The sequence below is a fragment of the Arcticibacter tournemirensis genome (genome assembly GCF_006716645.1).
GTDB classification, from domain to species: domain Bacteria; phylum Bacteroidota; class Bacteroidia; order Sphingobacteriales; family Sphingobacteriaceae; genus Arcticibacter; species Arcticibacter tournemirensis.
The window spans coordinates 4,438,925-4,462,386 of sequence record NZ_VFPL01000001.1; the positions used below are offsets into that span (position 1 = coordinate 4,438,925).

The 23,462-nt window shown below is 45.8% G+C and carries 10 protein-coding genes; all 10 read right to left on the reverse strand.

Features of this window, described 5'->3' with window-relative positions; all coding sequences use genetic code 11:
* Nucleotides 1–3 precede the first annotated feature (3 nt).
* A complete protein-coding gene (locus BDE36_RS18590; RefSeq protein WP_141816069.1) occupies nucleotides 4–1,575 on the reverse strand; it encodes a RagB/SusD family nutrient uptake outer membrane protein in 1,572 nt (523 codons plus the stop codon).
* An 11-nt stretch (nucleotides 1,576–1,586) separates the two neighbouring features.
* Nucleotides 1,587–4,544: a SusC/RagA family TonB-linked outer membrane protein gene (locus BDE36_RS18595; protein WP_202618089.1), complete on the reverse strand. Its 2,958-nt coding sequence runs from the start codon at nucleotides 4,542–4,544 to the stop codon at nucleotides 1,587–1,589.
* Between the two features lie 363 nt (nucleotides 4,545–4,907).
* Nucleotides 4,908–6,584, reverse strand: coding sequence for a DUF6377 domain-containing protein (locus BDE36_RS18600; RefSeq protein ID WP_141816071.1), 1,677 nt, complete (start codon nucleotides 6,582–6,584; stop codon nucleotides 4,908–4,910).
* A 95-nt stretch (nucleotides 6,585–6,679) separates the two neighbouring features.
* Nucleotides 6,680–8,425: a PQQ-dependent sugar dehydrogenase gene (locus BDE36_RS18605; protein ID WP_141816072.1), complete on the reverse strand. Its 1,746-nt coding sequence runs from the start codon at nucleotides 8,423–8,425 to the stop codon at nucleotides 6,680–6,682.
* A 105-nt stretch (nucleotides 8,426–8,530) separates the two neighbouring features.
* On the reverse strand, nucleotides 8,531–10,849 hold the full coding sequence (locus BDE36_RS18610; RefSeq protein WP_141816073.1) for a DUF5703 domain-containing protein: 2,319 nt from the start codon (nucleotides 10,847–10,849) through the stop codon (nucleotides 8,531–8,533).
* A gap of 104 nt (nucleotides 10,850–10,953) precedes the next feature.
* Complete coding sequence (locus BDE36_RS18615; protein WP_141816074.1) at nucleotides 10,954–12,378, reverse strand: sialate O-acetylesterase; 1,425 nt, start codon at nucleotides 12,376–12,378, stop codon at nucleotides 10,954–10,956.
* Between the two features lie 72 nt (nucleotides 12,379–12,450).
* A complete protein-coding gene (locus BDE36_RS18620) occupies nucleotides 12,451–14,514 on the reverse strand; it encodes an aceric acid hydrolase (protein WP_235904182.1) in 2,064 nt (687 codons plus the stop codon).
* 2 nt (nucleotides 14,515–14,516) lie between these two features.
* A complete protein-coding gene (locus BDE36_RS18625) occupies nucleotides 14,517–17,972 on the reverse strand; it encodes a glycosyl hydrolase (RefSeq protein ID WP_141816075.1) in 3,456 nt (1,151 codons plus the stop codon).
* Entirely contained in the window at nucleotides 17,972–21,271 is a 3,300-nt protein-coding gene (locus BDE36_RS18630) for a glycoside hydrolase family 2 TIM barrel-domain containing protein (protein ID WP_235904184.1), read from the reverse strand. The genes BDE36_RS18625 and BDE36_RS18630 overlap by 1 nt, the downstream gene beginning before the upstream one ends.
* A 14-nt stretch (nucleotides 21,272–21,285) precedes the next feature.
* The gene (locus BDE36_RS18635) at nucleotides 21,286–23,448 is read right to left on the reverse strand and encodes an alpha-L-rhamnosidase-related protein (RefSeq protein WP_141816076.1); all 2,163 of its coding nucleotides are present in this window, start codon (nucleotides 23,446–23,448) and stop codon (nucleotides 21,286–21,288) included.
* Nucleotides 23,449–23,462 lie beyond the last annotated feature (14 nt).

The following is a 23,462-nucleotide window of genomic DNA, read 5'->3' on the forward strand; positions in this document are numbered from 1 at the left end:
TTATTAATATCCTTTATTCTGAGCAAGCTTCGGATTGGCAGTCAGCTCTAATGCAGGCAAGGGGTACAGGTTATATTTATCATCGATGGTAGGAACACCGGTAAAGACTCCATTTTTCCATGGCCATGAATACTCACGGGTAAACTTGCCAAAACGGATCAGATCGCTTCGACGGTGGCCTTCCCAGTACAGTTCCCGTGAACGCTCATCAAGAATAAAAGAAAGTGTGAACTGAGTATCACTTACGTCGTCAGCATCTGCCCTATCCCGTAATGCATTTACCAGCGTTCTTGCCTGCTCCCGAGTGCCACCCTGCCCTCCTCTTAATACTGCTTCCGCGTACATCAGGTAGGCGTCGGCCAGACGGAAGAATGGAAAGTCGGTGTCGGCAAATACAGGATTCGATCCCTTTTGACCGTCACTATTGATGTTAGTATACTTAATCACCGACCAGCCTTTGTTGAAATCGTACCATTGTGTAGTCTCAAGTGTACGTCCTTCTTTCCAGAACAAAGCTCTTTTATCGTTATTTGCAAACCGTGCCGATAACGACTCTTTCGCCCGTATACCTGACCATGCCTGTGAAAAGCCGAAATTGTCGGCGGGATTCATGTCTGATTTATATGATGCGGCAAGAAGAAACGTCGTCCCTCCATAGGTTGTGGCTCTTCGCCCATCAAATACTAAAGGGAAAATGATCTCGGGCGACTTATAGTTATCAGCCCCGAACATGTTCTTATAAGCTGGGTCAAGAGAATAACCGGCAGCAAGCACCTTATTCACGTACTGCAGGCATTCAGTATATTTATTCTGACCAATATACACCTCAGCATTCAGATATAGCTTTGCCAGGATCATCCAGGCAGCAGCACTAGTTAACTTTCCGTAATTTGCTTTCGTATTAGGAGGAAGTCCGGCCTCAGCATCTTTGAGCTCCGACTCAATGAAAGAGAAAAAGAACTTACGATCTTTCTGTTCAGGCAGATAGGCCCCTACGCCCGCTTCTTCAGGAATATAGGGAACATTCGCATAAAGGTCCATCAGGCAGTAATAATTCAGCGCACGCAAAGCGCGAACTTCGGCCCGGTAGGTTTTTATCTGATTCTTTAAATCAGCTGGCACCCCACGCTCCTCGAGTTTGCTATCGGTTGTTTCGCGTAAAAACTCGTTTGCATACGCAACGTTCATATAAATGCGTGTATAGTTGAGCAGCAGGAAATTATTACTGGATGTCCATTGACAAAACTGTAATCCCCGAAGAGTTTCATTATCCCAGGCCCCCAGAACTTCATCCGTGCAAAGTTCCTGTAAGTTCCAGTAACTTCTTAGAAAGGTGGCTTCACCCTGATCGTCTGCTGTGATATCAGGCTGGCCCGCAGGGCCTTCGTTTCCCGACAATGACAAACCTGCATATATTTTGGAAACAAATTGTTCGTACGAGTCCTGATCCCGCCACGCAGTCTCGGGAAGCAATATATTGTCGGTTAATGGCTTCGTATCTAAATCTTTCACACATGACGAAAAAGCGAACAGCAATGCGGCTACCAGCACCCATATATTAAAAATCTTTCTCATATCCATCTTTATTAAAAGTTGAGATTAACACCAAGCATGACAGTAAAAGGGCGGGGATATACGTTATTATCTATGCCGCCGAACACTTCGGGATCAAGTTCACTGTACTTCGTGAATACCAGTGGGTTCTGAACAGTACCATAAACTCGTCCTCCGAAAGGCAGGTTTTTCAGCTTTTTGAAGGAATATCCCAAAACAATATTGTCTATCCGGAAAAACGAAGCGTCCTGTATGTAGTAATCCGATTGTGGCTGTCCAGTCTGAAAGCGTGTTGATAAAGCACTGGTAACCCTGTTTGTAAGAAATTCGTTTGCAAATACCGACGTAGAACTGATTGCGGCATTATTAGCTGCAATGGCATTATAATTATATTTGCCCAGACTACCGTGCCCTGCAATAGTAAAGTCCCAGGACCTCCAGGTTAGTTTCGAGTTTAACCCGAAATTAAAGTCAGGTGCCGCATTCTTGTAAACATGCAGGTCCTGCTCGTTAATCAATCCATCACCATTGCGATCACGGTATAATCCTTCAATAGGTTTGGCCTGGTCATCATAGATCTGCTCATACACATAAAATGAATTTACCGGACTTCCTACCTTCTGTACAAGCATGCCTTCCTGACGCAAAGCATTCGGATCGTCTGAGTTGGTGAGCTTTGTAAGCTCGTTTTTATTATAAGCAATATTTCCCGCAAAGTCCCACTTAAGGTTCTTTCTGTCAATAACATGTGCATTAGCTGATAATTCGAACCCTGTGTTTTCGAGATTCCCGATGTTAGCAGCAACATATTCGCTGAAATTGGTACCGGCAGCAATCTTCGTTTTAGCATTGATCAAATCTTTTGTTTTCCTGTGATATACATCAATGGCTCCCTCAAGGCGGTTATTGAATAATCCGTAATCTATTCCAGCGTTGTACGTTTCTGTCGACTCCCACTTCAGATCCGGATTAAAGGCGCCCGGTCTGAGGAGAGAGACCCAAACAGGTTCCCCATTATTGTAACCGCGTAAATAGCTTGCTTCAGCGCCAATACTGTGCTGGTAAGTTCCGAGATAAGGATAGTCGCCCTGATTAATATCCTGCTGTCCGGTCATTCCCCAACCCAGTCTCAGCTTCAGATTACTTATGGTCGTTGAATTTTTGAGGAAGCTTTCGTCTTTTATTCGCCATGCTAGCCCCAGAGATGGAAACAGGGCCCATCGGTTTTTCTTGCTAAAGCGTGATGATCCATCATCTCTTAGAGTAAAGGTAAGCAGGTACTTTTCTTTCACACTATAATTGAGTCGTCCGAAAAAGGAAACTATATAATGTTCGGTATCATAGTCACTGGTGCTTACAAGCAAGGGGTTTCCCTGCTCATCAAGACGGGAAATACGATACGCGATATTATCCCCCGACCGCCTGTAGTGCTGCCAGGAGTAGCCCGCCATTATATCGAATTTGCTGTCGAGGGCGTCGAGATTATGAAAGTACTGCGTATAAAAGTCAAGTGTTTCGTTTCTTCGTTTCTGGGTCCAGTCAGAGTCATACCCTCCGTAGTTATAGTCAGACGGTGCGTCAGCCGGAATATATCTGAATCCGTCGCTATTTGAGTAATCCATTCCCACGTTAAGGTTAAAATGAAGGTCGGGAAGCGAGTGCAATTTATAGTCAAACTGTGCATTTCCAACGAAGTTGTACACATCAGATATATCCCTGTTCATCGTTAACATTGAAACAGGGTTGACTGTAGCAACCTGATTCGGAATGCCCCCTGTAAGCCAGGTAAAATATCCGCCGAATTTACTGGCAGGATCGTACACCGGTTGTGTAGGATCCATGTTTATGGCAGCCCCGATAGACGCCTGATTTGCAAACCGATTATATGCATACATTCCCCTACCATTTAACGTCATCTTCAAGTGGTCGTCAAATAACGACGGCGACAATGAAACACTGCCGGTAGTACGTTTCATCACAGAGGTCTCAAGAATTCCCTGCAGATCTGTATAGCCAGCCGACGCCCTGTAAGGCAGCTTTTTGCCGGCTGAACCGTAAATACTGATATTATGTTCATTGTTTAACGTAGTCCTGAAAATCTCGTCCTGCCAACTAGTGTTGCTGCTCCCTAACTTTCCTTTCAGCTCGTCATATGTGGAGAGCTGTGAATATTCTCTGTCTATAAAGCTACGAAAGTCACCGGCCGTCAATACGTCGATGTTCTTTTTGGGACTACTTACCGAAACGTTTCCATCATACGCTATACGTGTTTTCCCGGCGGTTCCTTTTTTAGTGGTAATGAGAATAACGCCGTTTGATGCCCTGGATCCATAAATGGCTGTAGCAGAAGCATCTTTTAAAACTGTAAATGATTCGATGTCTGTTGGATTGATCGTGCTGAGAATATTCCCAACACCACCGAGTCCCTGGTTGTCAATAAATATCCCATCTACAACGATCAGCGGATCGTTACTGGCCGACAAGGAAGAACCCCCGCGAATACGGATTGCGGCACCACTGCTCGGGGAGCCCCCTTCACTGGTGATACTTACGCCTGCTACCTTACCTACAAGCATATCCTGTGCATTGGGCGCCAGCCCTCTCACCGAGGCGTCAGCCTTTACTGCCGAAATAGAGCCTGTAGCGTCTCCTTTACGGACTTGTCCGTACCCTATTACCACTACGTCCTCCAGCATCTTCGCGTCTTCAGTAAGCGTAACATTCAGTTGTGACTGCCCTTTGTAAACAACCTCTTTGGTTACATAACCAATAAAAGAGAATACAAGGGCGGAATTTATACTGACATTATTTAGCTTGTAAAAGCCCTCCGCATTAGTCGAAGCGCCTGTCCTGGTGCCTTTTACTATAACAGATGCTCCGATAACGGGTTCTCCTGATGCATCCTTTACAATTCCCTGTACAGTGTGCTGAGCCTGAACACTGGTCACGATCAGCAACATGCAAAAAAGGCAGAGTACATTTGTTCTCATTAAAATCAGGTATTTCATTTAGATAATTTTCTTACAGCCGTGTGCTGTGATTAACTCACTGATTATAGTTAGTAAAAAGTTGTTAGCAGTAGTGAACTGTCAATGTTAACATTTCAGGCTCCTGCGAAAGATGGTTAGTGTAGCGTTCTATCATACTATTCTTTTAATTGGTTAATAAACTTTTCCGATCAACTCAAAATTAGATATCACTTTAGTCAGTGAGAATAGCGGAGATGACTCTGGTAACTTTTTGCACTGCTAACATCAAATCAAAAAACTGAATATCAAACAATTACACCAAATAAAATCAATAGGATATGTAAAAATATAGTTAGCTCTGAGCGTGTTAACCGGCGATCCAACCTATTCCAGCAGACCGATTTGCCGCACCTTCTCTTCAAAATCAACCTCCTGGTTAAGAGATTTCGATTTCACCTTACTTCTGTAATTGTAAATAGTCCGGAGGGAGTAGTGTAAAAAAGTAGCTATTTTATTGCTGTCTGTAATGCCGAGCCTGATAAGGGCAAACACACGCAGTTCCTGGTTTAGCGATTTTCCGTCATTCAGTGGATATTGTTCTTCCAGGCGAAGCATTTTGTTAAGCTCTTTAACGAAATCGGGGTAGATATTCAAAAATGCTTTATCAAAGCTGGCATAGAGCGATTTCTGCTCTTTCATCGAATCTTCAGATGTTGATGTAATTTTAAGAAGGTCATTAATCTGTCCGGCCTTTATCTTTCGGTGAACCATTAATTTGAAGGCATCAAGCTTTTCTATATGTTCTGTACAGATTTCGAGAAACTGACTGATGAATTTTTCCTTGATATGATTAGCTTCCGCGAGGTGAATATTAGTTTGCTTTTGTTGTTCATTTGCAGCTTTGAGTTCCTCATTTAGCTCATTCAGCTTGCTGTTAATCTGTAATATTTCTTTCTGCGCTTTTGCCAGAGCCCTCATTTGCCTGAAAATAAACACAATACCAATCAACAATACTAAAGACAATACGCTAACTATCACCAGAAGCACCCTCAATTTCTGCTGATATTTCTCCCTATCAAGCTGGTAAGCTTTATCAATAATAGGAAGCACCCTGGACGTTTGAATATTTCGTAAGCGGGCATTATAAAAATTGGCGTCCTCCAGACTTTTCTTGATATAGGAGTTCGCCCTCTCAGTATCGCCCTTACCATAGAGAAGTGTGGCGAGTTCCCTGAGGGCCAAATTTTCTTTTATTGCAGCCCTAATATCAGAAGTAGCCGACATGGCCAGATATTTCTGTTGTTTTTGTGTTTCTCCTTTCTTTTCATACAAATAGGCAAGAATAGAGGCCAGGACTGAATACTCGCGTGTGTCTTGCTTAACAGAAGGAATGCAGGCTAGAAGGATATTCTCTGCCTGCTGAAAGTGCCCCGACTCGATACATTTAGTACCGAAATTGATCGCATATTCATACCCATCGGCGGGGAGATAACTTAGAAGGGAATCCTGATAGTCATTCCGCTTTTTTACCAGGAGGTCGATATCATTTCCTCTCTGAAATTCGATCCAGTAAATATATGTCTCAATATACGCCTTATAACAGGCTATACGCTGTGGGGAAGATAGTTGCCCTTTATTTATTTCATCCAACAGGCCAACAGCATCTGAAAACATTGCTACCCGCGCCATGACCCTGGCAAGCTGAATCTTGCTGTCCCTTATTTTTTCGGAATCGCCCAATTGTTGCGCAGCTTGCAACGCTTTCCTGCCGTATAACTTAGCCGAATCGCTTATAAACCCTTCATATTCTTTTGCCAATGTACTATACACTTCATACTTTCCAGTCTCAGCCAAATCAGTACGACTTAACCGTTGAGTGATTTTATTTAGAAAGGCCTTCTTCTTATCTGTAAACTGCTTTTCGGTGTTGATTACATTATCAAGTTCAGATAGCAAAGAATCGGGCTTAGCAAAAGCAACACCACACATTAGGACTGACTGAAAACCTATCAGCACCGGAATGATCCGCTTAACAGGTTGAATAAGAAAACTTCTAAACATGAATATTGGCTAATACCACAAAGATAATTTATTCAGGCTGATAAACAGCCTGTCGCTATGGTCCCTTTGATGGTTTGCCAGGCAAGCCTGATCATTTAATTATCCTGCTGTTTTATGCTGTTCACCAGTCCCGAAGTCAGTTTCTTAGTGAGTTGGATATCTTCAGGTGTTAACCTACGTTTAATCAGAAGATTGAATGCAAGTTTCATTTCCGGGCTGAACATCACCTTCCGGGCTGTTCCTCCGTCCATTGATTTGATCGACTTTATCAGTTCACTCAAAAGTTTCTTCGCTGATTTCTGATCATTAACGGCCCCGGCTTTTTCTTCTATTCCATCCAGGTCGGCTCCCCCTTTCTGCCAGGTGAACTGTATAACTACCCCTCTTAAGCTACTGCCTTCCGGATCTTCACCTGAGGGCCCAGACGTCACAGAGGAGCTATCTGTAACAACATAAATATTTTTACCATCGGGCGAAACGGCGATATCTCTGTATCTTGCTTTTCCTTTGAAGTAGCTGATGGTATCGCCACTAATTCCATCGCCATTTTTATTGAGCTTTAGACGAACCACTCTTCCCTCCTTTAGCGAGGCGACAAGCAGAGAATTTTTCCAGCCCGCTATTGCATCGGATGTATACACTTCTATACCAGAAGGCGCAACAGCCGGCCAGTCAGGCTTTTCACCGGTCTTTTCTTTTGTTGCTATAAATATCTTATTTAGGAAACTACCTTCGGCAACGTACATGCTCTTTATGGGATCCCGGTAATTATCTAACCCTATCTTTTCTGCATTTTGCTCTTCGCTTACAATCTCGGGATAAGTAGTATGCCACTTACCCGGCAGACTATCGCGGTCCGAAACGCCAGCTGAAAATCCGTTATAATTATTGTCGTTATATCCTATGATCAAAGGGTGCCCGTAGTTCTTTCCTTTCTCAATAATATTGATCTCATCGTCAGAGAAGGGACCATGTTCCGATGAGTATAAATAGTCTTTTCCCTTTATCCTGGCCGCTGCAAGTCCCTGAGGGTTGCGATGCCCGTAGCTCCATACCGCATTTTGTCTTTCGGAATTAAAGGGATTGTCGTTGGGTATCCACCTGTCGTATACGTCAAAATCACTGTCGGGAGTAAGATTAAATCGATGGATCTTTCCTTCATATTTATTTGTATTTTGAGCATGATTTGTTCTTCCTCCATTGTCAAACTGTCCCGCTCCCATATCCCCAACGGAATAAAAAAGATAATCGACGCCATCAAGGGGCGCTATGCGCAGCCTGCCGCCATTATGATCATTGCTTTGAGGGATAGAGTCACAAATCGTTACAGGATTTATAAGGCTATGATTCTTTTCGTTGTACTGGTAGCAAACGATCCGGCCTGTAAAAAAATGTCCTCCCCAACCAGGCTTTCCTCCATCATTTGTTGAATTTACTGCCGGGTCGTTGTAGATGTACATGAGATACACATAAGGCTTTCCCTTAAGTAACTGAGGATGCAAAGCCATTCCCATTAATCCCCCCTGCGGCCATGGTTTTCCATTATCTATTGAATCAGGAACCTTATCATACCTTGGAAAATTCTTTTTATCATTTAAATCAAGTACAACTGCCCGTTCACCGTTCTCCGGATTGATCCGGCTTACCTTATACCCCTTTGATTCGGTTATCCATAGAAAATTATCAGGACCATAAACAATCTCCCAGGGATCGCTTAATCCTTTTGCTATAATTTTAGATTTAAACTCCTCACCATATGGTCCGTGGAGTTTCTGCGGATAAGCTTCCGGGTAAAAAAAAGTCAATAGAATAAAAAGCAGGATAAAGGTTTTCCGTTGCATAAAGATTGTTTTTCTGTAAAATAGATGCAAATATGAAACAGGCTGAGCACCTTAATGTTTCAACAAAAGACGTTCCGTAGACGTTGTGTTTCAGTAATGTTACTCTTATCTGATTATTACTTCAACGTCTTTTGCCCTGCTGGACGGTATTACATTCAGCGAAACGATTTTACCTTTTATAACAACAGCTTCAACAGTAGTCTCATACGGCGCACGCAGCTTAAAGTGAACATCCCAAGTTTTGGGCCAAGCGGGAAGCAGATGAATTTTCCTGCCGCTGGTTTGCATAAGCATTTCCTGAAGTCCTATCATTCCGGAACCACCCCAATTATGGTCTGGAGTCCAGTCGTATCCCGGTCCCCAGAAAGCAGGAAAGCGCCGGCCCGAATCTCCAAGCTTTAACAAGGTAAGTCGTGAGGCCTCTTCTGTTAATCCTAATCTGGCTGCAAATATATTGTCCTGTTTCCAACCAATATGGCTTCTGAACTTTAAAGCATCTGCATCATATCTGTACGTATTAATTGCGGTATCCAAACCCGGTTTTCCTATTCCATAAATTCCCCAGGGGAAAACAGGATAGAGCTGCGCGGTTTCGGTGTTATTCACCCTCGCCCATAATTTAGCCGGTGCTATTGTGGGGTGTCCGTCTGACTCACGAAAACTGAGAGGAGGAACGCGGTTCAGCATAAGGGCCCATTGCTGACGCTTCTGCTCATCCAAATATTTTTCCGGCAGTTCAAGCAATCGGGATAAAATAATTCTTAGCCCGGAAATGGTGGACGACGCGTTATATGCCATCTTGTAGGTCTCCGCTCCTGAACCCGGATAGAAAACGAGATGTCCATTTCCGTCCAGCATTTTGCTGCCCCTCATTTTAGCCAGATACTGGTAATGCTCGTTAAAGAAGGTCAGACAGCTCTCAATAAACGGGATATACACGGTAATGTCGCGCCCTGTATATCTCTCCTCTTCGAGCATCATCAAACAAAACTCAAGTACCGTATCCCATTCATATTCGAGCCAGGCATTATACTCCATTCCTTTATCATACCATTCCGGACGCTTCCAGTTATACTCAGCCGGATTAGGAAGGCCAAAGTTTTCCAGTTGCTCCGTAAAGCAGGCGCCCTTGTGTCCCCAATATACCTGGCTTCTCAGTTCCGCATTTTTCAAGGCCCTCATGTAAAATTCAAACTGCGGCTTCATCAGGTCGAAGTCGCCGCTTTTTAGCATTGGCCAGTATACGAGTCGTTGATTTTGCGCAGTATGCGTGCCTCCACCCCAATTTCTAAAGTCGGGAGTAAACTTAAGTGCTGAATCGGTCAATGAAGGGTCGTACGTAAAGAGGCCTCCATTAAATTTTGTAGGCCATTGTCCGAATGCGTTGCACCCAAGCATATACCTGAATAGCTGATAGTTTCTACCGATCTTCCATTCATCTGAAGAAGCGCCGGAGGCAGAAGGCTGAATGCAAATGTAGCTTCTGTCCCAATACTGGTTCCACCAGGCGGTACTCTTTACATAATCACTTTTTGTATTTTCAATAGCAGATTGAAGAAGTGTGGCCAGTTTTTTTCGCCACTGGCTTGTATCCTTAGTCTGTTCGGTATTTAAAGCAATGAAAAGGTCATGGCTGACAGCAGGCTTTTTACTTTTTATTGTCCATCTTCTGAAATCGGTATCAAGGTATTTTCCGGCAGATGTTCCGGCCTCTTTCATGTTATGCCCATAAAGAATGCCTCCGAAAAGCAGGTTTTTAACCGGGTTATATAGCTGATCCTTCACTTTATCCATTCCCTGCTGAATAACCGCGGCATCAAACACTGTTGAATCTGTATTGTGATGATAAAACAGTACCTTGTCTTTTTCAAACGCAATTTCGTCTTCCCGCGTAGTCACGATTCCTTTTGGTGCCCATTTCCAGGAATTGGCGTTATTTTCCTTCCCTTTTGGAAATCTGTCCGTATATCTCCAGCTTTCAAACGACGCTTCTGCCACGAGAGGCTTGTTTCCCGAAACATCAACATGAATAACGGGATGAAATACATCTACCCATACTCTGACATCTGCCGACAACCCTCCCTTTTTTCCTGAAATTCTGACATTTCCATCCTTCAACACCAATTCCTGTCTGAACTCCCCCCCTTCAAAGGGATTAGGACTGAGTTTCACTCTCACCCTACCCAGCTTCAGCAGGGTATTATTCTCATCGAATGTTCCGCTCCTGGCAATGTAGAACAGAAGCTCTCCTTTTTCAACCCAAACATTCAGACCAATATCTCCACCACCACAGAGCATCGACTCGCCTGAATTTTTACTTTGGCTATTCCATACCAGATTATAACGGCATAATTCCGAAGGCTGAGCCATTCCCCAGGCAAACCGGAGAAGCAAAAAAGATAATATGAGGATTCTTTTGACCATGAACTCTTATATATAATTAGCAGTTGGCGATTGGCTGTATGTTATGCGCCACCTCCCGCCAACTTTTAACTTTCTACTTTAAACTTTCCACTTACAACTTTACCTCACCATTCGTCAGTTCTGAAAGATGCAGCCGGAAGTCCGTCAGTACCAAACAGGTCACCGACAACAAAATCCTTAAAAGCATAGCGAACGGCAACAGGGTCCTTTACCATTGGCGAAGATACCGAGACTGTGCTTCCGTTGATGGCTGCTTTCGCAGGATAGAATATTTTATCCTTGCCGGCAACTTCGAAGTTGGTTATCTCTTTTCCAAAAGAAGTAAGCCCGTTAGTTGCGTTTACAAATTTAAGAACGGCAACACTTCCATTTATTGTCAGCGATTCGTATTCAGGGCTGGCAAATCCAAAGCCCTGCAATCCGTAAGTTTTCCCCAGGGCTAGCAAGGCAAGACGCTTGCCTCCTTCCTCTTTGCGGGCAGGATGTATGGAGTTCTCTTCGCCGATATCCAGCACAACCGCCATTCCCGAGTTAGGGATTTTCGCGGCTGACTTGCGTTGAGCATCTCTAAGATATGCAGAATTAAACTTGCCGCCATAGTTAAAAGGGGGAAGTTGTGAATAGTTATAGGGCGCTATCTGAACATAATAGAAGGGGAAATCGCCCTGACTCCACAAGGTCCGCCATCTTTTTACCATTGAAGGGAGAAGACCCTCATACTGGTCCGGCCTTTCGTAATTTGATTCGCCCTGGTACCAGATACAACCCTTAATGCCATATCCGATAACCGGGTGAAGCATCCCATTAAAAAGAGTAGTCGGTGTACGGTTCACCACTTTTATTGAATCGCTCTTCCCGGGAATTTTAATCTCAGGGAACGACTTTAATACTTCAGGATCCATCCATGCCTCAATCGTAGAGCCACCATAGCTCACGTTAATCAGACCGACAGGAACGTCGAGCATCTCATTCAGCAAACGGCCAAAGAAATACCCCGTTGCGCTGAAATTTGCTACGGTCTCAGGGCTTGCTATTTTCCAGGGTGAGGGTTTGCTGTTTGCCTGAGGCTCCTTCTGAGAGGAACGCGGTACGGTGTAAATCCTCAGATTCTTGTTCCGTGACTTCAATATCGCGTCGTTTGAACCGATTATGGGTTGTCCCTTAAATCCTTTCAAGGGCATTTCCATGTTCGACTGTCCCGTACAGAGCCAAACCTCGCCGATCAGGATGTTGTTCAGCTTAAGGGGAGTGCCATCACTTATCGTCAGTTCGTACGGACCACCTGCAGACGGCGTAGAAACGATCGCCTTCCATTTCCCGGCCTTATCAGCCTTAACCGAATAGCTTTTCCCGTCCCATGACGTCACTACATTAACAGCGCTTCCCTCCTTAGCCCAGCCCCATACAGGTACCTGTGACTGCTGCTGTAATACCATGTTATCCGTAAATATCGACGGAAGCTTAACCTGCGCTTTCAGACAAAACGAAGCGCAGAATAAAAATAGAAATGTGTATGTTGTTTTTGACATGAATATATGGATATCGGAGGTTTGAATTTCTTATTACTTTTAACTTTCAACCTTAAACTTTCAACTCCCCAATTACCTCACTGGCATCCAGACTTCCATATCCGTATGGCCCCGGTTACCCCAGGCGTAGTAAGGCACAAGGCGGATCTTTACCCGCTCTGGTTTATCCTGCGATATTTCGCGGTATAATTTATTGTTCCAGTCCTTTTTGCCGGTAACAAATCCTTCTCCTTCAAGGGCTATCAAATTGCTGTTGCTGACAGTTACTTCTTTCGGGGTAAAGGCAGCGTTTGAAGGAACGGCCACATCAAACATATTGACGTTCTCGGGAAGATCTTTTGCTTCGAGGCAATATACTACAGGTCCCCGTTTAACGGCCACCTGGTTACGAGTTTCTTCTACCAGAGGATTAGATTCAACAAGAACCGCATTCATTGGAAGAATAAGCTCGATAATGTCGCCTTTTTTCCATTTCCTCGTAATAGTAGCGTACGTACCGGCGGTAAGTTCATCCTGCTGATCCTTTCCATTAATTTTTAAGCTTGCTCCTTTGCACCACCCTGGAATACGCATCATCACAGCAAATGGTTTCGATGGTGTCGATTCGAAGCTTATCCTGATATTTCCGTCCCAGGGATAAGCTGTTTCCTGTGTCAGCTTAACTACCGAGCCATCATTCAGCTTTGCAGATAGTTTGCTTCCTCCATACAAGTTAAACCACAGGCCTTTGTCAGATACACTATACAGGTAATTATTCACTTCAGCTATCGTTCTGACGACATTGGGCGGACAGCAGTTAGAGAGTGCAATGTATCCCACCCGGTCTTTCGACCAGCGTTGTTTAAACGGAAGTTCATCCGAATAGCTAAGCGGGTTGGTGTATAAAAACTTAGTTCCATTTAAACTGATGCCCGATAAGATACTGTTATAAAGCGTCAGTTCAGCAATGTCGGCATATTTGGCATCGCCGGAGAGAGCCAGCATCCTCCAGTTCCACAGCATGTTCCCGATGTTCGCGCAGGTCTCGCCGTGGGCCGTAAAATTCGGCAGTTGGTAATCCCGTCCGTATGCCTGGTGGATCTTCTGAACATCTGTCGGCTCGTAAGAGGTGCCGTCAGGAGACACACCATCATATAAAGCGCCACAGGCCCCCGTAATGTACATCTTACGCTGGGTTACGTCATTCCACATCAGGTCGAGCCGATGGAGCAAACTGGTATCCCCCGTTTCAGCATATACGTCTGCCACTCCTGCATATAGATAATTCGCACGAACAGCATGGCCCATTGCCTTAGTTTGTTTTCTGAACGGGATCCGGTCCTGATTATCGTCCGTTCCGTTCTCAACCAATCCCCTGATATCGATTAAACTTTTTGAAAGCTCAAGATACCGGGCATCCTTCGTCGTACGGTACATTTCAACCACTCCCATGTAATGAGAAGGACAAATGGCATTACGCGCCAGCTCAGGAGACGATGTTTTGTAGAAATTATACAAATAGTCGGTTGCTTTCTTTGCAATAGTCAATAAAGAAGTTTTTCCGGTAGCCCGGTAATGAACACACGCTGCAGTCATCAGGTGACCCATGTTATAGGTCTCAAAATGCAGCCTGTCTTTAAACTCAGCCGCCTTTCCTGCAGAGTTTCGTTCTTCAATCATAGTTGGCGTATGGATGTATCCGTCGGCTCTCTGGCATTTGGCAATCACGGGGATCACCTCATCAATGTACTTGTCAAGCTTCGGGTCTTTCGTAACAGCGTACATTGCGCTAAGCGCCTCAATCAATTTATAAAAGTCGCCATCATGAAATGGAGGCCCTGCATTCTTTCCTTCCTTCAGCCCTGCTGCTATCTCAAAGTTGCGGAAGGCATGAGCTACCTCAGGGTCCTTATATAAATTCCACATATAAGGGATCATAGAATCCTGGCATACTTTCATTCTCTCCGCCCAAAAACCACTGGTCATCTTAACATCGCCCATGTTTACGTTCCTGAGCTTTGCATAGGGACTGGATGTTGTATTTACGAGGCTTTTATCCTGCCCAAAGCTGCTATTTGCAGTCAGCATCATCATCCCGGCAGATAAGGCCGCCAGCATAAAGGCTGTCTTCAATTTATCACGCATTATTCTGTTCATTATCATTTCTCTGAAAGGATTGTTACTGCTCCGGTAAGCCCCGCTTTTAAAAGAGAGCGATTGTGTAGCCTGAAGGGAGCCGTCGTGTGGCTTATCCTTTGATTTTCCGACAATGTCTGATCATGCTTCATCCGGTTGAACCAGGTGTTTGTTACTTCTATGACCAGTTCATTATTACCGTTCTTCAGTGCATCTGTTATATCGAGTCTGTAAGGTGCAGTCCAGGCAATGCCACAACTTACACCATTCAATTTCACCTCTGCGATATTGGATACCTCCCCAAGATCGAGCCAGAAGCGGTCACTATCCTTAGGCTTCTTCCATTTAAAGTTCTTATGATAAACCGCCGTGCCTGAATAGTAACGGACAGACGTATCCTGACTTTGACTCCAATCGCTAAGTTCCTTAAACAATACAGGCTTTTGCGGTCCTCCCAAAACAGGATCAAAGTGCACAGACCAGCCACCCTCTATCTGCTTGACAGTATGGGATTCCGACCAGTTCTTCTTATCTCCGTTGGCAGAAGGAACTGTCTCATTTCTGAAGATCACGAAGTAAGATCCGTTCGGAGGAAACAGCATGGGTAGTTCCGTACGGCCCGATGAAGCCGTCCAGTTGGTTGCTGTGATTGTTCTTCCTGTAACAGGATCATAAATATCGGGGACTTTATCCGCGACCCGGAACGACAGTACGAGCTCTTTATTGACCGAATCCTGATTCGAAACAAAATAGATTTCAGAATCGCCGGTACTCCGGTGGTTCCAGGCAATTTTACCGGCCGGCTCATTATTCTTACCTGTGTAAGTAAAATCGCACGGTACTCCGATGAAGTCAAAAGACTCTAAACTAATAGGCCCGGGTATCACACGGCCCTTTCCGACCTGTTTTACCATTGCTGAAGCGGCTCCGTTGCGCACTGTAGTAAAAGATCCACCCCAAAGTTCCTCTGTTGCTATCTGAAGCCTCTTATCTTCTTCAGTAAAATCTTTAAGCCCGGGAGTAGTTACCGGCCGGTCTCCAAGCACAACGGTTGCACCGTCTTTAACAAGCTGCAGCAATCGTTCCGCTACACCGGCACTCATTAAATTACTGTTTGGATTCATGGGATGTTTTCCCGGCAGTACAAGAACCGCGTAACTTGCTCCTCCGGGCAATTCAATCCGTCCGTTCCTGACCACAGCGAGATTAAGCAGGACGTCTGCGTTGAAAGAGTCATAAGCATACCCGCGCAGCGGATCAGTCCAGTCTGCAGGATTGATCATATTCGCCCCCGTATTAACGCCTACAGGCATTTCGCGCATGGGCACTCCCCGGTTTTCGAGCCTCTTCCTTTCTGCGGTTACAACTTCCTTACCGAAAATCCCTGGTAAAGACGGCACAAGCCGTTCAGGGAGGATTGCCCTCCCTGGAAACTCCTCTCCGGTAAAAACGGCAATATCGTCAACTGGTCTTCCCTGCTGAAGCAATGATTGACAACGCTCTGCGTATTCTACCCATGACCTTCCCTGCTTCCACCAGGTTTGATCCCGCTGGAAAAGTAATCCCACATCATTGAGCGTCATCCCAGGCTTACGGTCCATCCAGGGGTTGTGTGTATACACATGATAAACCAGTCTGTTTATGCCCAGGGCATAGTTCCTGTCCTGCAAAGCTTTAAGCATTCCCGGATGTTCATCCCAGTGCATGCGGACCTCCGTAAATGCCTCCGACTGGATGACGTTCTTGCCATAAATATGAGCGCCGCTGATAGCGTCCCTTACATCGTTAGGTTTATCGTGCGACGGGCTCCGCAGCCAGAATTCACCCATCGGTATATCCACCTCCTTAAAGTGCAGCAAGCCATCAGCAACCATCACAGGAGCCGTCGCCTCTGCAGTAAAGGTGGCACCCTTTTCATGAGCCAGCTGTTTAAGGGTTTTAAAGAAGTTATCAGCTATAAGCTCTGATATGGTTTGCCTTATATCATAGAGGAAACGTTCCGAAACATCAGCGCTCTCAACAGGAACACCCGTCATGACGGGAAGGTATGGCACAGGATCGTATCCCCGCCGTTTCCTGAACTCTTCGCGAAATACCGGCGACCAATTCTGGCTTCCGCATTCCCAGCTGTCGACATGAAAGATATTCAGGACTCGTTTAGCCAGGTCAGGACCTGCCACACGGAGCGCTTCTCCAAACCATTTGTCAAACTGAAACCTCACCACCTCCGGGTTAAACTTGTCGCACTCGAGTCCTTTTCCCGCACCGGCAGTTTCATTCATGTGACCGGTTGATGTATAACCAACCCTGAGAATCACCCAGTTGCCTGCAGGAACCTTCCACTTCAACCTTCCTTTACCGTCAGCATATTGTGTTATATCCTTTACAGAACCGAAAGGAACACAAAGTGAATCGGGGACAAGGTCGCTGGTGGTCCTTGAACTTACCCTCCATACTTCACCTGTCTTGCCTTCATACTGATGGATGCGGGCCTCAGATGACAGCTCTATACCAGCAATCTTAAGGGAGGGCTTCCATTTTGCCGCGTCCAGGTCTTCGGCTCCAGGCTCTGAACCTTCTTTATTGTAGACAAAGCGAAAGAATCGTGCAGTTACAGGCTTAATTTCATGGGTAACGTCGGCATCCCAGTCAAGCCAGCCTGCCCTTGGCGGCTGAAGACGTTCGGCGGCCCGGAAGTTTTTGCCGTCGTCACTCACTTCAATGAGAAGCCGGTGCGACTGATAATTAAAGCCATTCACCCTGATCACCACCGAGCGGCAGGTAAACGGCTTTGTAAATTCATATTGGATCCAGCAGGGATCGTTACGGCCGAAGTTTTGCTTATTACCCGGCTTCACAAGGAAAGACGCGTCGGCTCCGTTACTTGTGGTCACCTTTGGAACAACCGTCCTGGTTGAATGTCCCGCTCCCCGGTTTGCCGGGAATGCAAACACTGCAATGTCGCGAAAATATCCTTTATATGCTGGCAGAGAAGGCAAAGTATCATTAAATACCCGTCCGCCCTTTATCATTAAGGAAGATGAAACCACTTTTTGCATTGAATTCTCAGGCGTAATCCATGGGCCGCCGGCGGTTGCGAAACCATCGTTGGGAAGCATCGCAATCTTAATCCCTATCCTGGCGGCTTCATCAAGGGCATAGCGCACCATCTTCCACCATTCGGGACTAAGCTGATCAATAGAAGGCGTATACAATGGAGGATCTGTTTTCCCCTTGATGGGGGCCAGATACGCCCCTGCGATGCCAGCCTGCTTCATTGCTTCCAGATCGGCTGTAATACCCTCTCTTGAATAGGCCCCGTGCATCCAGTACCAGAATACCCAGGATTTTGCCGATTCACCAACGGGCTTTATGTACTCCGGCAAACCACGCTGTGCTGAGGCCCTTCCAAACATCAGAACGGACGTCAGAACAGAAAGCACTATACCGTATTTAATTCTTTTATAACTCACTTTCATCAGAACTTAAGCTTTTTAGATATTTCCCCTGCATCTTCTGCCTTCACTCTCGCAGGCAGAACATAAAATCCGTACCGGTAAGGCTTAGCGGGAATTTGATACTGCGCTAAAGGCTGAGAAACATCCGACCATGTGTCATTACCTCCCACTCCCATCTGGATCAGATCAATATTTAAAGTGAGGAAGCCTGCATCCTTCAGTTTATTGGTGTGCTTTGCCTCTTCAATGTTCTTTTCCGTGTAAGGCCACGCACTCATGCTGAGAAGACTGTCGGCTACTACCAGCAATCCTTCATTAGCTTTATCCTTCTTCAGATACATCCACCTCACGTCAGTCCGGTTGCCATTCTCCTGGGGATACATATACGGCTCCATGAATTCCTTCACCGGAAGGGAATAGACAGCAGCGTCAAAGCCGTATCTTTTGTCAATATAGTTTTCAAGGGGGCCGCGGCCATACCAGTTAACCAAATCGTATTCCCTCCGTATGCCGCATTGCATCCCGACTTTCGGGATATTAGGCAAACCGGTGCCCGGGTTTAGTGAATAATCAACTTTTACGACGCCCTCCCCATTCACTGTGTAGACCACTTCCACTGAAGCCCGTCCTCCTATTAGAGTATAAACGCTTTTAATTCTTATGAGACCGGATTCCTGCTTCTCCCCGGTTATGCCTTTCAACTGAAGATCATTCTCATACCATTCTTTCAGCTTCTTTGAAGGCTTCCAGCCGCGGCGGTCGTTATCCGTTTGAGGTCTTGTAAAGTGAGGCAGAAGCGGACTGAATATCTCTTCTTTTCCGTCAGAGATGTAGGAACTTAAAGCACCGTTCGCCTTACTGAACTTTATCCGGAAACCGCTGCCTGAGCAAACGTATCCTTCAGCATCCTCTGTAAAGCTAACTGCGCGATATTGTTTCTGGGCGTCCGAGGGTTTGGCAAGGCCAGTCAAAGCAAACTGGTTAGATGCAACCTCAAATCCCCGGGGCGCCCATGGCTCGTCTCGCGACAACGAAAAATGGATATCTGCAAGATACTCGCAGCCCTGCTTAAAGGTTGGGAACCATTTTTCAATGCTGATTATAGTATCTTTTCCCGCCTGAAGACTTAAACGGGGCAGCGACTGCACTTTTACTGGCTTACCGTCCTGCCGTACTATAAGGGTAACAGCATAGTCGGCTAACGACTTCACGGCATGGCGGTTGGCGACTTTTACAAGGCCTCTTTCAGCATCATAAAGCTCACACTCGGCAGGCTGATAAACTCTCTTGCATTCGAAAATCGCTGACTTAGGCCTTCCGTCAGAAGCTACTATGCCGTTAATACAGAAGTTTCCGTCGTGCCTCTTTTCGCCAAAATCACCCCCATAAGCATAGAATTCTACGCCTGCTGAATCCTTTTTCAGTATTCCCTGATCTTTAAAATCCCAGATACAGCCTCCAATCAATCGGGGACGTGACCTGAAGATCTCCCAAAACTCCTTCATATTACCCGTTGAGTTACCCATAGAATGCGAATATTCAACAAAAAGAATCGGCCGGTTGTCGCCGTTCTTCTGATTAACAAGAAGATCGGGAGTGTAAATACCCGGGTAGAAACGACTCACAATATCCACATAATACTGGTCGAGGGGATTCTGCAAACGGTGAGAATGATCGTTAGACTTTGGATAACGCGGATCGGAAGGATCAAGATATCCTTCCAACTGATGGCTTCCCATTGCCGGCTCGTAATGAACCGGCCGGGTAATATCGAAATCATGAATCCAGGCAGCTTGTGCTGCATTGCTCGGGCCTCTTCCGGCTTCGTTACCCAGGCTCCAGATGATGATACTGGGGTGATTCTTATCGCGCATCACCATTCGGGTGGTACGTTCCATGAAAGCGTGTGTCCATTGAGGGTCGTTGCTTAACTTCCCTCCCAATCCGTGCGTCTCATAGTTGGCTTCATCCATTACGAGAATTCCATACTCATCACACAGATCGTAGAAATACGGATCATTGGGATAATGGCTTGTCCGGATACAGTTGAAATTAAACCGCTTGATAGTTTCAACATCCTTCCGCATGTCTTCCCTCGACAATGCCTTTCCTTTTACCGGGTCGTGATCATGACGGTTGACGCCATACAGATAAGTCACCTTTCCATTGATCAGCAGTTTCCCGTTCTCCGTCGAAAACTCTATACTTCTGAAACCCACCTTACAGCTTTTCGCTTCCAGCACGTTCCCGGTCGAATCGGCAAGGGACAATACAAGGGTGTAAAGGTTTGGTTCCTCGTCACTCCATTTATCCGGATTCTTAACCGTCGTTTCCAGCAAGCCGAACTTTACGTTATCCAGCCGCGGGTAAATTTCATTGATGATCGATTCGGCGCTTCTTTCAAGAGCCTTCTGAAAAACAGGCTGTCCCGCTTTGTTGTACAGCTGCGCTTTTATCACACAGCCTTTCACTTCTTCTCCTGTGAGGTTCTCTATCCTTGGCCGGATACTGAATATCGCGTCTTTATAGTGTTTATCGAGTTTCGCCTGCCAGTGAAAATCGGCTATCCGAACTTTCGGTTCTGCCAAAAGCATCACTTCCCGCTGGATGCCACTCATTCTCCAGTGATCCTGGTCTTCGAGATAGGCTCCATCCGACCAGCGGATCACCTGAACAGAAACAGTATTCTCACCATCCTGCAGGTAAGGAGTGACATTGAATTCAGAAGGAAGACAGCTGTCTTCGCCATAGCCTAAAAACTTACCGTTTACCCAAACCTTAAAAGCCGAACTTACCCCTCCGAAATGAAGGGTGATATTCATATGCTTCCAATCAGCAGGAATTGTAAAACTCCGCTGATAAGAACCTACCGCATTGTAATCTTTTGGCACCCGCGGCGGATCAACCGGACGGAATGGATACACTGCACTTTTGTAGATTGGAATATCATAGCCCTTCAACTCCCAGTTAGAAGGCACTTCAATCTTCTGCCAGCCCTGCACCTTCGACTTATAAAAATCGTGGGGAGCGTCGGCGGGTTTAAAAGCAAATGAAAAGTCCCATTCTCCGTTCAGCAAAAGCATTCGCGTGCTCTTATTCCTGTCACCTGTCAGGGCTTCCTTTTCCGTTTTAAACGAATAGGCGGTAGCACGCGCCGGCTCGCGGTTGATGCTGGTTACAAGAGGGTCTTCCCATGGTTCGGTATTATAAATCCCCTGTACCGGAGGAATAGCTGCCGGCAGACCGTCAACAGTCTGCGATTTCACAGCCAATCCCGGCATCACAAAACATACATAAAAAACAAAAAGCTTGCGCATCATAATTTCGTATCCCGTTATAGAGCAGAATAACGTACGGTTATTGCCTTATTCTGTCCTATTCCAATTTCATACAGCTGATTGCCTAAGGGTTTAACCTCAAGGCCGTCCCCCGATGGTTTCGTCTTACTTTTAATCCTTAACACACCTGCTCCTGCAACTCCCTGCACCCTGATCTCTTTCGTGCTGCAATAAACTTTGACATCACCTGCCGGGGTAGGGACCTTACCATCCATCCATTTTAGGCCACCAAGCACCGGCTCTACCACATAGCTCGCATAGCCAGGGCTTAACGGTTTTACCCCGAGGTAGTATTTCCCAAGAAGGTAAAGCGGACTGGCGCCCCAGGCGTGGCACAGGCTTTTCCCAAAAGGACGTCCATACATTGCGTAATGCTCCGCGCCCTTCTTCGAAGGATTATATTCTTCCCAGAAGGACGTTGCTCCCAGTTTTAGCATTCCGCCCCAGTAATCTTTCATCTCAAGCAGGACATGTTTCTGTTCTCCCATTGCACACAGCGCTTCCAGCTCGTAAAAACGCATGTAAGGAGTGGTAATTTTTTGAATCTTGTCGTTGAGCAGTACATGCTGCTTAACACCCTGTTTTTGCTGCTCGTCAAAGTAATCAAAGAAGATCCCGAACATATTAGCATACCGGGTAACATTATCAGTTTGCTTCCCGGCAACGAGGCTGTGTACCAGCGCCTGTTTCTGTTCGTTCCAGTAAGTCGAAAAGATCTTCGCCTTAAGATTGGAAGCCAGCTTTTCATACTTCGTCGCTCCTTCCTGATCGTTCACAATCTTAGAGCAGGTAGCCATAGTTTCGAGGCTTCTGGCCAGTAGAAGTTGCTCGAAACTTACTGCTCCCTGTTTACTTAGTCCGTCGGCCCAGTCGATGAAAACCCAGTCTCCCGGCAAACCCTCCATTAAACCGTCGCCGTTGCGGCGCGATAAACAGAACTCCATCAAACTTTGCATCCGCGGATAAAACTGCTCAATGAACTTTTTATCTCCTGTATACAGGTAGTAATCGCTGATACCAAGGAACCAGTAAAACGTATAGTCCATAATGGTATTAATGTGACTGCTTACCGGGTCTTTTCCTCTCAATGCAAGCAGGGTCCTCGTCACCGAGGGCGAGTCGAACAGGAGATAATAATTCATCAGGTAGCTCTGATAAGCATCCCCCGACCAGATCCACCGGTCGCGTTTAATTCCGTCGATAAAAAACTCCCTTGTATTAAGATGAAAGGTATACTTGGAAACGTCGTAAATTCTGTTGATTTCGGCATCAGAACAGCGGAAATCACCCCTGTCGGCCACCGGCAAATATTCATAAAGCATGGAGACGCTGTCAATACTTACATCTGGATGATACTTTACATTTACAAAACGAAAGGCTTTGGTAAGGTTCATAACCGAATCCTTTTTCACCGGGGCGTTGATCTCAAGATGATCGAGAGTCTCGCAGGTTTCGGTAGCCAGAGCTTCTTCCTTTGATTCCCCATAATAAACCGATACACGGCCATTTCCCTTCAGTCCCTTGAGCCTGATAAAGCCAAAGGTCTCTTTCCCGAAGTCAACCAAAAGCGATCCTGCCGTCTTTTCCACCTTCACCGGCGATTGCGGCGCAGTAGCAAGTGCAAACATTGAAGGAGGAACAGAAGGACTGTCAAAATTCCAGCTTCCGGCAGAAAGCCAGTTGGTACCCGACTGGTCAGAGGCCTTTCCGCTGGCGTCGATCCACTCCTTATCTTCGTAGGTTACCAGCCACGATGAATCAGAAACCACGGTTTTGCCCTTTACGAATATAGCAGGTACCCTGTCCTGACAAAACACCTTCATGCTCAACTTGTGTTTCCCTGCTGGCATTGTAATGGTACGCGGATATCCGCTGATCCCTTTACCGTCGATCTTCACGTTGAACTGACCTTCCACATAAAGTTCTACCTGCTCTTCTGAAGGAACATCAAAAACCTTATGAAAATCAATCAGCACATAATGATTATCCATTCTCCAGAACGGAGGGAAAAAAGCCCCCCTTTCGGTCCGCCGGTTCTGCATCTTATTGCTCAGCCAGACCTCAAAATCTCCCGGGTACCAAATCCAGGTAACCCTGTTCTGAGCACTTAGTTCAGCTCCCAAAGAAATCAACATGAACAGAATAAAAACCTTTTTCATTTTCTTTAGCTATT

What these genes read in the sequence shown, in the direction of transcription:
- BDE36_RS18590 (WP_141816069.1), bottom strand. Translation starts at nt 1,575, where the DNA reads ATGAGAAAGATTTTTAATATATGGGTGCTGGTAGCCGCATTGCTGTTC.
- BDE36_RS18595 (WP_202618089.1), bottom strand. Translation starts at nt 4,544, where the DNA reads ATGAGAACAAATGTACTCTGCCTTTTTTGCATGTTGCTGATCGTGACC.
- BDE36_RS18600 (WP_141816071.1), bottom strand. Translation starts at nt 6,584, where the DNA reads ATGTTTAGAAGTTTTCTTATTCAACCTGTTAAGCGGATCATTCCGGTG.
- BDE36_RS18605 (WP_141816072.1), bottom strand. Translation starts at nt 8,425, where the DNA reads ATGCAACGGAAAACCTTTATCCTGCTTTTTATTCTATTGACTTTTTTT.
- BDE36_RS18610 (WP_141816073.1), bottom strand. Translation starts at nt 10,849, where the DNA reads ATGGTCAAAAGAATCCTCATATTATCTTTTTTGCTTCTCCGGTTTGCC.
- BDE36_RS18615 (WP_141816074.1), bottom strand. Translation starts at nt 12,378, where the DNA reads ATGTCAAAAACAACATACACATTTCTATTTTTATTCTGCGCTTCGTTT.
- BDE36_RS18620 (WP_235904182.1), bottom strand. Translation starts at nt 14,514, where the DNA reads ATGAACAGAATAATGCGTGATAAATTGAAGACAGCCTTTATGCTGGCG.
- BDE36_RS18625 (WP_141816075.1), bottom strand. Translation starts at nt 17,972, where the DNA reads ATGAAAGTGAGTTATAAAAGAATTAAATACGGTATAGTGCTTTCTGTT.
- BDE36_RS18630 (WP_235904184.1), bottom strand. Translation starts at nt 21,271, where the DNA reads ATGATGCGCAAGCTTTTTGTTTTTTATGTATGTTTTGTGATGCCGGGA.
- BDE36_RS18635 (WP_141816076.1), bottom strand. Translation starts at nt 23,448, where the DNA reads ATGAAAAAGGTTTTTATTCTGTTCATGTTGATTTCTTTGGGAGCTGAA.